Raw genomic sequence first — 14,471 nt, forward strand, 5'->3', positions numbered from 1 at the left:
GTGTTACCTCGTTAATTAATTTAAGTATTTGTGTGGTATTTTACTCAAAAATAATTATAAAGATATTAGATGTCACAAGAAATTTTATTAGGAATTATTACTTTTTTTACTTCAACAATTGCTGGAATTGTTGGTCTTGGTGGAGGAATGATTTTAATTGCTGTTCTTCCTTCTTTTTTACCTGTTAATGCTTTAGTTCCAGTTCATGGACTTACTCAATTAAGTAGTAATTTAAGTCGTGCAATATTTGGATATAAAGATGTAAAAGTAGAAGTAATACCTAAGTTTTTCATTGGTTCATTACTTGGTGTATCTTTTTTTGCTGGTATATTATATTTTATTTCATTGACTTATGTTCCTCTTTTTATTGGTTTTTATATTTTACTTTCACTTTGGAGTCAAAAGTTTAATAATAAAATCAAAAAATTTGAAAGCTATTATTTAATAGGTTTTGTACAAAGTGGTTTCTCTATTGTTGTTGGTGCTACAGGACCTATTGCAACTACACTTTTAGTCAAAGATTATAATGACAAACATACAGTTGTAGCAACAGCTGCTGCTTTGATGAGTATCACCCATTTACTTAAAGTTTTTGCTTTTATGATTTTTGGTTTTATATTTTTTGATTATATTGGTATTTTAGTGGCTATGATTATTGGAGCAGTTGCTGGAAGTTATGCTGGAACAAAATTAAGAGATAAAATTGATGGTAAAAAATTTATCTTGGCTTTAAAAATTATTTTATCTCTTATGGCTATTAAACTAATAGTCTCAATGTTTGTTTAAAGGGGAATAGAAGATGTTAAAAGGAATTATTACATTACTGTTTTTTCAGTTTATAGGTGAATGTATTGCTAAACTTTTTGATTTATTAGTACCTGGTCCAGTTATTGGTATGGTTTTATTACTTGTTTTTTTAATCATTAGAAAGTCAAGTTTTCCAAGTCTTGATAATGCAGTTACAATTCATTTAAAATATTTACCAATGCTATTTATTCCTGCTGCAATGGGAATTATTACCCAAGTAGATATTATTTCAAAAGAGTTTTGGGCTATTACTATTTCATTATTTCTAGGAACAATTATAGCCCTTGCCTTTAGTGCTAAGTTAATGGATTATTTAACAATAAAACAGGAGACGAAAAAATGAATTATGAAGCTTTAACACAGTATGTTTCAAATACTCCTCTTGTTTGGTTATTATTAACTTTAGGTTCATTTAAAATTGGAATAATTATTTATGAAAAATTTAATAAACATACACTATTACAACCTATTATTATTGCATATTTGATTATTATGACAGCGCTTATTATTACAGGAGTTTCTTATAAAGAGTATTTTAAAGCAGTTGAAATTATTCATTTCTTTTTAGGACCTGCAACAGTTGCTTTAGCTCTTCCTTTGTATAAAAATTTAAAACATATTAAATCCTTGTTTTTCCCAATATTTATAACCTTGGTTGTAGCTGGAATATTTACTATTAGTATAGCGATTGTTTTATTATGGGCTTTAGATGCACAACTTCCAACTATTCTTTCTATGACCACAAAATCAATTACTGCTCCAATTGCAATTATTACATCAGAACAAATTGGTGCGATACCTTCATTAGCAGTTGGCTTTGTTATTATTGCTGGAATTATTGGAGCTCTTTTAGGTACAGCAATTTTTAAGATTTTTAAAATTAAACATGATACTTCAAAAGGTTTTGCTTTGGGAATGGTTTCCCATGGTATTGGTACAGCAAGGGCAATTGAGATTTCAGAAAAAGCAGCAGCCTTTTCAGCCCTTGCTATGGGACTAACAGGAATATTAACAGCTGTTTTTCTTCCCTTAGTAATACAATTTTTTAAATAGATGAGAAGTATATTTAAATCACGTATAGCTTTGCTATACATTATGTCAATATCTATGGTATTTTCTTTTTCTGCATGGATGAGTCTGCTTAATAATTTTGTTATTGAAGCAGCTTCATTTGATGGAAGCTAAATAGGGATTTTACAAAGTTTAAGGGAAATACCTGGTTTTTTAGCTTTTACTGTTGTTTTAGTAATTATTTTTATTGCCCAACAAAGATTAGCTTATGTATCAATGATGCTTTTAGGGTTAGGAGTTTTATTAACTGGTTTTTTCCCAAGTGTAATAGGCTTATATCTTACAACAGTACTTATGTCTATAGGTTTTCATTATCTTGAAACTTTAAACCAGTCACTTGCTTTACAGTGGTTAAATAAGGATAAAGCACCAATTATCTTAGGAAAGATAACCGCTGCAAAATCTTTTACTTCACTTGTTGTTTTTGTACTTATTTTTATAATGATGAAATTTTATTCTGTAGAATATGAATATGTTTATGCCTTTTTTGGTGGTATAACTTTTATAATAGGAATTATTGCTTGGATATTTTTTGAGCATTTTAAAGATGATGTAATTCAAGAAAAAAAAGTAAGTTTGAAAAAAGAGTATTGGCTTTTTTATATATTAACTTTCTTAGCAGGGGCAAGAAGACAAATATTTGTTGTTTTTGCAGGGTTTTTACTTGTGGAGAAGTTTGGAGTAGATATTCATAATATGGTTAGTTTACTTTTTATTAATTCAATTTTAAATATGTATTTTGCCCCAGCAATTGGAAGATTTATCACAAAGTTTGGAGAACGTATAACCCTAAGATTTGAATATATTGGATTAATACTTGTTTTTATTTCTTATGGTTTTGTTGAAAATGTATATGTAGCATATTTTCTTTTTGTTATCGATCATCTTCTTTTTTCAATGGCAATTGCACTTAAAACATATTTTCAGAAAATTGCAAATCCAAAAGATATAGCAAGTGCAAGTGCTGTATCTTTTACTATAAATCATATTGCAGCAGTATTTTTACCTGCTCTTTTAGGTATAGTTTGGTTATATTCTAGTTCTTTAGTTTTTATAATAGGAGCTAGCATTGCTTTTCTATCTTTCCTATTGTCTTTTTATATTCCTAAAAAACCTGAAATGGGAGTAGAAACAACTTTAAAGGTGAAGACTATTTAAAATTCAATTTCTTTTAAATAGTCTGCAATTTTAGGAATATTATCCTTTCTACAAATTAAACAAGTTGGAATATAAGCAGTCTTTTTATTAAGTTTAGTGATTTTTAATTCCTTTGAAAAACCTAGTTTATCTACTAAATTTGTAGGCAGCAAGGTTTTTCCCATTCCTGCTTTTACACAAGCAAGAATTGTTTCTAAACTTCCAAAAGCAAGTGACTTTTCGATTTGTTCACCTTTTTTTAAGTAGTAAGATTTTAAAAACTCATCATAAGCACAACCCTCTTTAAAAGATAAAATTACATTTGGGGAAGACTCATCTTGAGGTTCTAAAATAGCAATTTCTTCTTCAAACTTTTTTAAAATAATAAGTTCATCATTTACAGGTTCTCCACTAATAAAAGCAATATCAACTTTATAGTTTAAAATCATTTGTATTACATCTCTTGTAGTACCTGTTAAAAGTTCCAGTTGTATTTCAGGATGGTCTTTATGTAATTTCATTAAAAAAGAAGAAATCCTAACTGCAGCATTACAATCAGTTGAACCAACAACAAGTTTTTTTTGATATTGAATATTTTGCATATCTAAAACAGCATTTTCAATTTTTTTTACAATTTCAATAGCATGCTTATATAGTTTTTCTCCTTCATGTGTAAGAATAACACCTTTAGGAACCCTATGAAAAAGAGTATATCCTAAAGATTTCTCAAGTTGTTTTATTCTTGAAGTTACATTAGATTGAGCAAAACCAAGTTTTTTTGCTGCTAAGGTTATAGTTTTTTCTTGAGCTACAACTACAAAAACTCTTAATAAAGTTGAATCCATCACTTTTCCTTATATCATTAATCACGATTTGATATTTGACACGTCATCATTTTTAGTGATATTATACTCAAAAGTTTTTAAAAAGGGAAAAAGACTTATGAAGATTAATTTACTTGATAGAAATAGTAATCCTGCAATTATTTTAGCTGGAATACTTGCCTTGATTGTAGGAGTTGGAGTTGCAAGATTTGTTTTTACTTCACTTCTTCCGTCTATGTTAGATGATTTTCTAACAATTACTTTTGCAGGAGTATTAGCCTCTTTAAATTTTGCTGGATATTTAGGAGGTTCAATCTTTGCAAGTTTTATTAAAGATATTAATACTAAAGTAAAATATTTTAGATTTGGAATGTTTTTATGTATTGTTACAACTTTAGTTTTAGGTATTAGTTCAAATGAAACTCTTTGGACTATTTCAAGAATAGTTGCTGGTTTTGGTGCAGCTATGGCTTTAGTTGTTGGTTCTGCTATTGTTATGACAAAGTTAAAAATGGATAACAAAACAAAAGCTATGGGAATTCACTTTAGTGGAATAGGGTTCTCTGTTTTTGTAACAGATATAATTGTAAGAATTGTATTTGCATATGAGGCAACTTGGAGAGATGCTTGGATAGTATTAACTATCTTTGGTTTTATAGCTTCAATATATTCAATGTATATTTTGTCTTTTGATAAAGAACTTAAACAAAACGTAGTAAAACATAAATTTGACAGGTCTTTATTTTCTCCTTTTGTAGTACTTCTTATTATTGCTTACTTTACAGAAGGTGTAGGATTTGTTGTGCAAGGTACATTTTTGCCAGATATTATAAACTCCCTTGAGGGCTTAGATGGTTATGGAAGTTTTACTTGGACTTTAGTTGGTCTTGCTGGTATTCCTTCTTGTATTATTTGGATGACTTTGGCAAATAAGTTTGGAAGTGTAAATATTATTATAATAGCCATGTTAGTACAAATAGTTGGTATTCTTATTTCAGCTTTGACAACAAATGTTTATCTTAATCTTTTTTCTGGAGTTTTATATGGTGGAACTTTTGTAGGATTAGTTGCATTATTTATGAATTTAGGTGGAAAGTTGGCTGGAAAAAATCCTGTTGTTTTGATGGGTGCCTTTACAACTGCATATGGAATAGGGCAAGTTGGTGCTCCTTTATATAGTGTAAAACTTATTGAACTTTATAATAGTTACTCTGAAGCTTTATATGTAACGGCTTTAATTGTATTTATAGGTGTTTTATTATTAATGTTTTCAAAAACAATTATGACAGAAGAACAAAGAAATTTATAAAAAGAGGAGTTTAAATGCCAATAATAAATGTAAAAATGACCCATGAAGATGGTGGAGCAACAAAAGAACAAAAAGAGCAATTAGCTCAAAAACTAACTCAAGCTTTTGTTGAAGTATTTAAAAGAGGTGAAAAAACTTGTGTTGTAACAGTAGATGAGATATCTACAGATAATTATGCAATAGGTGGAGAAACTATTACAAATATTAGAAAGAAGAGTTGATATTATTTTAATATTAACTCTTCTTTTTTTCCATTTTATATTTACCAAAAAAGTATATCAAAGCAATAAATCCCAATAAATCAAATAAAAAAGCAAACCAAGCGTTAATTAAAAAAGCATAAGCACCCCAAGAAACTGTAGATATTAGTAGTAATGATTTCATTTTAAAAGAGTCTTTAGAAATTGTTGCTAAAGGAGTTGTTATTGAAGCTAGAACTAATAGTAAACCTTCATATTCCTTTAATCCCAAAAGTAAAAATATCGAGAAAAAAGGTATTGAGTACAGAATTGCTCTTTCAAGTTTTTTAAACTCCAATGCTCCAATATAAAACATTAATGCAATAATTGCAGACTGATAAACACCATGTAAGCCACCATTTAAATATAAATCAGGGATAATAAAAACAACTGAAGTACCTATTAAAAGTTTAGTTTTTATTAAATTCTTTATTGCCATTCCTAAAGCATTTAAAAAAATTGCCAAAACTCCTAAAAAGGCTACAAAAGATGATAACACTTCTAGTCTCTTTTAAAAATCAAAATTTGCTAATTTCATTAATGTAATACTTACAGGTTTTATTAATTTATCATTAAAATCATAATATACATTGTGACAAGCTTTTTGATGTTTTTCTTCTCCATCATCACTTCCTATTAAAGCAAAAGCCCCTGGAATATCATTTAAATAGTAACTAAAATCTTCACTTGCCATAATTGGAGTAGCAATATCACTTTGCCACTGTTCTCCTAAAGTTTCTTTTAATACTTTTCTTACTTTTAAAGAAGCTTCTTTATGATTTATTGTTGCATTATATCTATCTCTTAATTCTACATCAATATCTACATTATAAGTTGTTGCAATATTCTGTGATATTATTTTTATTTGTTTAAATACTTTTTCTTTTAGCTTTAAATTTGGAACACGAATACTTCCTTCAACCTTTGCTATATCTGGAATAACAGTTACTCCACTAGGAGCATCAATAGAAGTAACAGAAACTACAACTGCATCTTGAGGAGCAACTTGTCTACTTACAATTTGTTGTAAAGCCATAGTTAAAGCAGAGGCAGCTAAAACAGGATCTCGACATAATTCTGGTTGGGAAGAGTGTCCTCCTTGTCCTTTTAAGGTAATATGAAAAGTTCCATTCCCTGCCATTACCGTACCTTCAGGGCAGATAGCTTGACCAAATTTTATTGCAGGCCAATTGTGCCATCCAAATATCATATCAACATTTTTTAAAGCACCTTCTTCAAGCATCTTTTTTGCTCCATGCCCACCTTCTTCAGCAGGTTGAAAAATTAAAGAAACAGGGTTTTGAAGTTTTTTTTCATTTTGTTTTAACCAAATAGCAACAGCCATTAAAGTTGCTGTATGTCCATCATGCCCACAAGCATGCATACATTTTGCTTTAGTTGATTTATATTCAACATTTGTTTTCTCTTCTAAAGGAAGAGCATCAATATCTCCTCTTAAGGCAATATGCAAACCTTTTTTATCTTGGGCAAATAAAGCTACTGTCCCTGTATTTGCATATGTTTTATATGTAATATTATGATTATCAAGTATTTCTCTAATAGCTTTTGCAGTATTAGTTTCTTCCCATGTTAGCTCAGGGTTTTTATGTAACTCATGCCTAAAGTTTATAGCAAAGTTTACTACATCATCAAAATTTTTATACATAGGAACTCCTTAAATTTTTTTGTCATTGGTTTTGTGTTAAACCAAATAGACTTTGAACACTTTCTAAGAAAGTAACATCTCTAAAAGCAATATCTCTTAGAAATAGTGCAATTTCTGGAATAAAAATAAGTGCAACAGATACACTTAGAAGAATTATAATAAAAGGTGGTGTTCCTTTTATTACTTCTAAATAGGGTCTTTTAAATACTGCTATTGCAGTAAAAATATCACATCCAAATGGAGGTGTAGCTGAACCAATGGCAACTTGTAAAGTAATAATGGTTCCAACTAAAACAGGGTCTAATCCTACAGCATCAACAACTGGTGCAAAAATTGGAACTAGAACCAAAATAACAACAATTGGATCAACAAACATACAGCCTATGAAAAAGGCGATTGAAATAATAAATAAAACTTCATATGAACCCATTGATCTTATGCCAATAGCATTTAGAACTTCTTGGGGAACTTGTGCAAAAGATAATACCCAAGCAAAACTTGCTCCAGCTGCAACTAATATAAATACAACACCTGTAACTAGTCCAGTTGATTTAGCAGTGGCATAAAGGTCTTTAAAGTTCATAGTTTTAAAAATAATACCTTCTAAAAATATTGCATAAGCAACACTTACAGCAGCTGCTTCTGTAGGACTAAAAATACCTCCAAAAATACCACCTACAATTATTGCAGGGAAACCTAAGGGCCATAAAGCTTTATAAAGTGCAACACTCCTTTGCTTCCAAGATGATTTTGGTTCAGTTGGTATATTATTTTTATAAGCATAAATTATACTATAAATTGAAAATAAAAATAAAATCAGCAGTCCTGGACCAATTCCTGCTACAAAAAGTTCAGGTATTGATGTTTTTGCAACAATTCCATAAATAATCATTCCTATACTTGGTGGAATTAAAAAAGCAATATCACTTGAGTTTACAATTAAAGCTAAAATAAAAGAGTCTTTATATCCACCTTTTTTAAGCCTTGGTCTAAGTGGAGAACCAATGGCAACTACTGTTGCTTGAGTGGAGCCTGAAACCGCTCCAAACATAGTACAGGCACCTGCTGTACTTACAGCTAATCCACCTTTAATATGACCTACAAAAGCCATTACTAAATCTATTAGTTTTTCAGCAGATTTACCTCTTGTCATAATATCAGCAGAAAGAATAAACATTGGAACAGCAATTAATGCAGCTGGTCTAATTCCACCCATCATTTGCTGAATAATAAATTCCATCTTTGAAAAGTCTGCATTAAATAATAAATATATTCCAAAGGTAGTTCCTGCAATTAAAGGTATCATCATAGGAAAACCTATTAATAGTAAAATCAACATTAAAATAAAAATAGAAATAGCAAGGTGTTCTTTTAAATATTCTGTTAGTTTAAAACTTGTGTCTTTTATTGTTTCATTATTAGATATTTTTCCTATTTCTTCATTTTTTTCATTCCACATAAGGGTATTGATTTTAATCTGTCCATCACTTAGTTTAGAAATATCAATATTTTCAATTTCCCAAAAACCTCTTTTATCAGATTCTGTTTCAAGTTTTATTTTCTTTGATTTTGAGTCTATAATTTCTATATTAACAAGTTGCCATTTATGTGAGTCAAAATTTTCAGACTCTGCTGAACCATAGATTGAAAGTTCAAGGTTTTTATTATCAATTGCAATTTCATCAAAATACATAGTTACTGAATCTTCAGCAAGACTTGATAATGAAACACTTAGTATAAAAGAAAGTATGATAAAAATCTTTTTAAAAATTTTTTCCATAAGTTTACCTTTCTTCTTCATCACTATTTTTTACAGAAGTATAGCCATCTTTAATATTTGTAGAAAGATATACATCTTTTTCACTTAAGTTTTTTATTACAGTAAAGAAGTATTGTAAGCCTGTAACTGTAAAACCAATAGGCACCCAAAGGTAAACATAAAAAACGGGAATTCCAATAGCAGGTAAAATTCTACCACTTTTATAGACTTCAATAATATATTCAAAAGAGTATTTTGCTAATAAAAACATGAACATTGAAGTAATAAATGAGATAAAAATAATAATGATTTTTCTAGTTTTTGTTGGCATTGCATCATATATTGCAGACATTCTAATATGTCGACCATTTCTTGCAGCATAACTTAAACCTGCAAAGGTAACAATTATAATAAAAATCATGTTTAGTTCATCTGTGATTGTTAAAGCATCATTAAAAATAAATCTTGAAATTACAGATGTAATAGTTGTAATAGCAATAGCTATAATACCTATAGCTAGCATTACTCCTTCAACTTTACTTAGTATATTATCTATGGTATCTAAGCTTTTTAATAAGGGATTTTTCTTTGAATTATTCATATACTCACTTTCTCTTACCATAGTAGATTATAAGTATATTTATAATCTACTATAGTAGATCCACATTAGTGGATTACTATAATTTTTTAATACTATTTTGTATTTTTTTGGGCTGCTTTTAAATCTTTAATCATTTGATTTAAGATTTTCTTATTCTCTTTGCTTTTTGAGGCAAAAGATTTTTGCACAGCTTTAGCTTTCTCTTTAAATACTTCTCTTTCTTCTTCACTTAAAGTAACAATTTTATAAGTAGGGTTAGTTCTAATGATTCTTCCTAATCCATAAGCATCAAGTTTTTGAGCTTCTTTTAAAATAACTTTATGTGCATATTGGGCTGCTTTTCTAATTAATTTTTTATCTCTATTTGATAAACTATCAAAAAACTTTTTATTTGCACTTGCTGAAGCATTAAAGTGTCCGTGTCCCATATATGTTAAAACTTTTGTTAAATTATCTAATCCATAAGCTTCAATCCATACTGTAGGATTTTCTTGTCCATCCACCATACCCGTTTTTAAGGCTCCAATTAAGTCACCCCATGACATTGGTTGAGGTGAGGCTCCAAAGGCTTCATATGTTTCAACTAAAATTGGAGAACCCGGCATAACTCTCATTTTTTTACCTTTTAAGTCTGCTGGAGAGTGAAACTCTTCAAAAGTAGTAATTGCCATTTCTCCTTCAGGAAAAACAGATAGTAATTCTAATCCATGTTTATTAAAGATTGATGGAAGCATTTCATTAATAACTTTTGAGTTTTTAAAGAAATAGTCCAATTGCTTAGTATCTGTAGGCATTACATATGGTAAAGTAAATATATCCATTTCAGGAATTGTTCCACCCATATATCCAGTTGATTGTCCTAAGAATTGAATTAATCCAGCTCTTGTTTGTTCCATCAAGTCTGTTTCTTCCCCAAGACTTCCAACTTTATATAGTTTTATTTTATTTCTAGAGTTTTCTTCAATAAATTTTTTAAAAGCAGTTGCATAAATACCTTGAGGATCACTTGTCCCTTCTCCAAACGCATATTTCCATGTTGCTGCACTTAAACTTGTAGCAGTAATAAGTCCTGCAAGTACTAAATTTCTAAATAATTTCATTTTCTTCCTTTTTTGTTGGTTTATTTTAAATAAGTTTTTTATTAATACTCTCCCTTCTTAGTAGTTTTATTTTATAAATAGTTCTCTAGGAAAGTTACAAAATGTTTCTGCACCATTTTCTGTAATATAGATACTTTCTGTTATCTCCATTCCCCAATTTTCTTGCCAAACTCCTGGCATAAAGTGAAAAGTCATACCTGGTTCTAAAACTGTATGGTCTGTACTTCTTAAACTACAAGTTCTTTCACCCCAATCAGGAGGATAACTAACTCCTACTGGATAACCATATCTTGCATCATTTCTGTCTATCCCAAATTTATTCATAATATTATTTGCTGCATTTGCAATATCACAAGTTCTATTACCTGGTTTTGCTTCTTCTAATCCTGCTTGAATTGCTTCAATTAATGCTTTTTCTGCATCTAAAAATTTTTGTTCAGGTTTCCCCATAAAAATAGTTCTTGACATAGGTGCATGATATCTTTTGTAACATCCTGATATTTCAAAGTAAGTTGCCTCTTTTCTTTTAAAAGGTCTTTCATCCCAAGTAATATGAGATGCAGAGGCATCTGCTCCTGAAGGAAGTAAAGGTACAATTGAAGGATAATCTCCTCCAAATCCATCAACTCCCTCAATTGCAGTTTCATAAATTTGGGATACTACATGACTCTTTGGAATACCAACTCTTACTACATCTAGAACTCTTTGATGTATTTTTTGAGTGATTCTACCTGCTATTTTCATGTATTCAAGTTCTTTTTCAGATTTGATACCTCTTGCCCAATTTACAAGATTATTTGCATTTATAAAAATTGCATTTGGTAAAGTTGCTGTTAATCTAAAATGTGCTTCAGCAGAATAATAGTAGTTATCTCTTTCTGTAGCAATAACACATTTATTCCAACTTTTTTTATTGAAAATATTATCTCCAATCCAAGTCATAGGATGTTCGTCAAGGTTTTGTACATATTTTTCTGGATAACCATAAAGATTTTCTTGTTTCATAAAACATTTAATTAATGCTGCATTTCTATCCATAAGTCTTCCAAACCAAATTGGTTCTTCTTCATCAAGAGAGATAATTACTCCTTGATGAACATAAAAAGACCAACCATCATATCCTGTCAACCAGTTCATATTTCCAGGGTCTGTTGCAATTAAAACATCAATTCTTCTTTGTTGCATCATTGCTTTTACTTTTCTAACCCTTTGGATATACTCTTTTTTAGTAAATGGTAATTTAGCTTTCATCTTTGTTCCTAAGCTATTTTGCAGGACCTACCCAAACTTGTTGGGTATTTACAAACATTTTTATTCCATGGGGACCCAATTCTTTTCCTAAGCCAGATTTCTTTACTCCTCCACTTGGAAGTCTAGGATCTGACTTTACAATTCCATTAACAGAAACTTGTCCTGTGATAATTTTGCTTGCTAAGTGTTTACCTTTTTCAGTATTTCCTGTCCAAATAGAACCTCCTAGTCCATAATCAGTATCATTTGCAATTTTAATTGCATCTTCACTATCTTTAGCTTTTATAATTGCTGCAATTGGACCAAAGGTTTCTTGACAAGATACAACCATTCCTGGTTCAACATCTGCTAAAACAGTTACTGGAAAAAAGAATCCTTTTCCTTCGTATTTTTCTCCTCCTAAAATTAATCTAGCTCCTGAAGCTAAAGATTTATCTACTTGGGCATGCATCTCTTCTACTAACTCTTTTCTTGCAATTGGTCCAATAATAGTAGATTCATCTTTGGGGTCTCCAAGTTTGAGTTTTGCAAATTTTTCTTTTAGAAGATTTATAAACTCTTCATATATAGGTTCTTCTACGATAATTCTTTTTGCTGCAATACAAGATTGTCCTGCATTTATATATCTTGATAAGACAATAGTATCAGCAGCTTGATTTAAATCTTTGGTATCTGCTAAAACTATTGCAGGATCACTTCCTCCAAGTTCTAATACTACAGGTTTAATTTCACTTCCTGCAATTGCTCCAATTGCAGAGCCTGCTTTTGAAGAGCCTGTTAGAGATACTCCTGTTATAAAAGGGTGTCTAATTATTTCTTCTATTTGTGAATGATTTATTACTACATTTTGAACTAAGTTTTTTGGCATTCCTGCTTTTTGAAAGGCTTCGACAATTTTTACTGCACAAAGAGGAGTATGAGAATCATGTTTCATAATACAAGTATTCCCTGACATAAGAGCCGGAGCTAAATATCTAAATGCTAACCAAAAAGGTGCATTCCAAGGTAAAATACCTAGTGTAGCTCCAAGGGGTAGATATTGAACATAACTTTCACTTGCATCAGATTCAAGATATTCTGTTTTTAAGTATTCTTCTGCATATTGGGCATAATGTTCTGCTGCCCAAGCAGCTTTATTTACTTCTCCTCTTGCTTCATTGATAGGTTTTCCCATTTCTTCTGTCATAGAAAGAGCATATTCATCAAGATTATCTTTCATCTCTTTTGCTACAGCTTTTAGAAGTTGTGCTCTTTGTTCAAAGCCTGTATCCCTCCAAATATTTGTATAGACTTCTTGAGCTTTTTCTATTATCTCTTTAATATCTTTAGAAGAGTGCATAGGAACTTCATATACTGTTTCTTCAGTATATGGATTTATTGATTTAAAATGAGTTGAACTATATCCCATGATAAACTCCTTAATCTAAAATAGCTTCAACAGAAGCTTTAAATCTATTAAGACCTTCTTTTAAAGTCTCTTCTTCAATTGTCAATGGTGGAATTAATTTAATTATTTCTCCTGTACTACAAGCTCCAGCAATTAGACCATTTTCAAAACATTTTGTAGTAATCTCTTTCACAATAGAAGCACTTTCAAATTCAATAGCAAGCATCATACCTTTTTGTCTTATTTCTACTACTTTGTTATATTTTGAGTTTAAGTTATCAAGAGTTTCTCTTATAATTGAAGCTTTTGCTTTTGTTTCTTCATTAAATTTCTCATCTTTAAAAAATTCAATTCCAATTTTTCCTGCAACAAAAGATAAACCTTGTCCTCTAAAAGTTCCAGTATGTTGTCCCGGTGCCCAAGCACTGTCTATTTCTGCTTTGTTAATTAACATTCCAATTGGAGTACCAAGACCACCTAAACCTTTAGCTAAAACTATAATATCTGGATTAAGGTCTAAGTCATCAAAACTAAAATAACTTCCAGATCTTCCTGATGCTCCTTGAATATCATCTAATATTAGTAAGGCACCAACATCTTTAGCTAATTGTTGTACCCCTTGTAACCACTCTTTTGTAGCTACTCTAACTCCTCCTTCTGCTTGTATAGGTTCCACAAGAAATGCTGCAGGTGGTAACATCCCTGAACCTAAATCAAACATTTTTTGTCTTAGGTTTTCTAAGGCATTCATATCATTAAAAGTATCTCTAATTACATTTGTTAATGGCACACCAGAACTACTTCTAAAAGCATTATTTGCAGTACAAGCTAAAGAACCTAAAGTCATTCCATGAAAGCCTCTATTAAAAGCAACTATCTCTGTTCTTCCTGTAACTTTTCTTGCTAATTTCAAAGCTGCTTCAACTGCATTTGTACCTGTAGGTCCAGTAAATTGAAGTTTTCTATCTTCCCAGCCTCTTGGTTTTAAAATAACTTCAACAAAGGTATTTATAAAATCTCTTTTTACATCTGTAAACATATCTAGTGATTGAATCACTCCATCTCTTTGAATAAATTCAACAATTGCTTCTTTCATCTTTGGGTTATTATGTCCAAAGTTTAAAACACCAGCCCCAGCGAAAAAATCAATATAATTTTTATCATTTTCATCTATCATTATGGCATTTGAAGATGATTTAAACACTGTTGGTACTGCTCTACAATAAGCTCTTATTTCTGATTCATGTTTTTCAAAAGTTTTTGTTTCATTTATCATTTTGGTCTCCTTAAAATATTGTTTGATTATTTGACATGTGGAGT

The 14,471-nt window shown here is 30.1% G+C and carries 15 protein-coding genes; 6 read left to right on the forward strand and 9 right to left on the reverse strand.

Annotated elements, in window-relative coordinates; all coding sequences use genetic code 11:
- The first annotated feature begins 69 nt into the window (after window positions 1-69).
- The 4 genes from CP965_RS10120 (at window position 70) to CP965_RS10135 (ending at window position 3,036) form a co-directional block, all read left to right on the forward strand.
- The gene (locus tag CP965_RS10120; protein WP_129061992.1) at window positions 70-786 is read left to right on the forward strand and encodes a sulfite exporter TauE/SafE family protein; all 717 of its coding nucleotides are present in this window, start codon (window positions 70-72) and stop codon (window positions 784-786) included.
- Between the two features lie 13 nt (window positions 787-799).
- Complete coding sequence (locus CP965_RS10125) at window positions 800-1,150, forward strand: CidA/LrgA family protein (RefSeq protein WP_129061993.1); 351 nt, start codon at window positions 800-802, stop codon at window positions 1,148-1,150.
- The gene (locus CP965_RS10130) at window positions 1,147-1,860 is read left to right on the forward strand and encodes an LrgB family protein (protein WP_129061994.1); all 714 of its coding nucleotides are present in this window, start codon (window positions 1,147-1,149) and stop codon (window positions 1,858-1,860) included. The genes CP965_RS10125 and CP965_RS10130 overlap by 4 nt, the downstream gene beginning before the upstream one ends.
- Before the next feature lie 204 nt (window positions 1,861-2,064).
- Window positions 2,065-3,036 (forward strand): MFS transporter, encoded by a 972-nt coding sequence (locus CP965_RS10135; protein WP_323807973.1) that lies wholly within the window; start codon window positions 2,065-2,067, stop codon window positions 3,034-3,036.
- Here the strand turns inward: CP965_RS10135 and CP965_RS10140 are convergent.
- Window positions 3,033-3,860 carry a LysR family transcriptional regulator gene (locus tag CP965_RS10140; RefSeq protein ID WP_129061995.1) on the reverse strand — a complete coding sequence of 276 codons (828 nt, stop codon included), beginning with the start codon at window positions 3,858-3,860 and terminating at the stop codon, window positions 3,033-3,035. The genes CP965_RS10135 and CP965_RS10140 overlap by 4 nt on opposite strands.
- 97 nt (window positions 3,861-3,957) lie before the next feature.
- Here CP965_RS10140 and CP965_RS10145 point away from each other — a divergent pair, with 97 nt between their 5' ends.
- Together CP965_RS10145 and CP965_RS10150 are read left to right on the forward strand one after the other, a co-directional pair.
- Window positions 3,958-5,148: a YbfB/YjiJ family MFS transporter gene (locus CP965_RS10145; RefSeq protein ID WP_129061996.1), complete on the forward strand. Its 1,191-nt coding sequence runs from the start codon at window positions 3,958-3,960 to the stop codon at window positions 5,146-5,148.
- A gap of 14 nt (window positions 5,149-5,162) precedes the next feature.
- The gene (locus CP965_RS10150) at window positions 5,163-5,369 is read left to right on the forward strand and encodes a tautomerase family protein (protein ID WP_129061997.1); all 207 of its coding nucleotides are present in this window, start codon (window positions 5,163-5,165) and stop codon (window positions 5,367-5,369) included.
- Window positions 5,370-5,382: 13 nt separating this feature from the next.
- Here CP965_RS10150 and CP965_RS10155 read toward each other — a convergent pair whose 3' ends face one another.
- From CP965_RS10155 to CP965_RS10190, 8 genes are all read right to left on the reverse strand, one after another.
- Window positions 5,383-5,853: a YgjV family protein gene (locus CP965_RS10155; protein WP_129061998.1), complete on the reverse strand. Its 471-nt coding sequence runs from the start codon at window positions 5,851-5,853 to the stop codon at window positions 5,383-5,385.
- Between the two features lie 45 nt (window positions 5,854-5,898).
- Window positions 5,899-7,053 (reverse strand): N(2)-acetyl-L-2,4-diaminobutanoate deacetylase DoeB2, encoded by a 1,155-nt coding sequence (gene doeB2 / locus CP965_RS10160; protein ID WP_129061999.1) that lies wholly within the window; start codon window positions 7,051-7,053, stop codon window positions 5,899-5,901.
- 22 nt (window positions 7,054-7,075) lie between these two features.
- Window positions 7,076-8,833 (reverse strand): TRAP transporter large permease, encoded by a 1,758-nt coding sequence (locus CP965_RS10165; RefSeq protein ID WP_228712711.1) that lies wholly within the window; start codon window positions 8,831-8,833, stop codon window positions 7,076-7,078.
- Window positions 8,834-8,837: 4 nt separating this feature from the next.
- Complete coding sequence (locus CP965_RS10170; protein WP_129062000.1) at window positions 8,838-9,413, reverse strand: TRAP transporter small permease; 576 nt, start codon at window positions 9,411-9,413, stop codon at window positions 8,838-8,840.
- Window positions 9,414-9,505: 92 nt separating this feature from the next.
- Window positions 9,506-10,513 carry a TRAP transporter substrate-binding protein DctP gene (gene dctP / locus CP965_RS10175; protein WP_129062001.1) on the reverse strand — a complete coding sequence of 336 codons (1,008 nt, stop codon included), beginning with the start codon at window positions 10,511-10,513 and terminating at the stop codon, window positions 9,506-9,508.
- Window positions 10,514-10,579: 66 nt separating this feature from the next.
- The gene (locus CP965_RS10180) at window positions 10,580-11,764 is read right to left on the reverse strand and encodes a M24 family metallopeptidase (protein ID WP_129062002.1); all 1,185 of its coding nucleotides are present in this window, start codon (window positions 11,762-11,764) and stop codon (window positions 10,580-10,582) included.
- Window positions 11,765-11,777: 13 nt separating this feature from the next.
- The gene (locus CP965_RS10185) at window positions 11,778-13,172 is read right to left on the reverse strand and encodes an NAD-dependent succinate-semialdehyde dehydrogenase (protein WP_129062003.1); all 1,395 of its coding nucleotides are present in this window, start codon (window positions 13,170-13,172) and stop codon (window positions 11,778-11,780) included.
- 10 nt (window positions 13,173-13,182) lie between these two features.
- Complete coding sequence (locus CP965_RS10190; RefSeq protein ID WP_129062004.1) at window positions 13,183-14,427, reverse strand: diaminobutyrate--2-oxoglutarate transaminase; 1,245 nt, start codon at window positions 14,425-14,427, stop codon at window positions 13,183-13,185.
- Window positions 14,428-14,471 lie beyond the last annotated feature (44 nt).

The sequence above is a fragment of the Halarcobacter mediterraneus genome (assembly GCF_004116625.1).
GTDB classification, from domain to species: Bacteria; Campylobacterota; Campylobacteria; order Campylobacterales; family Arcobacteraceae; genus Halarcobacter; species Halarcobacter mediterraneus.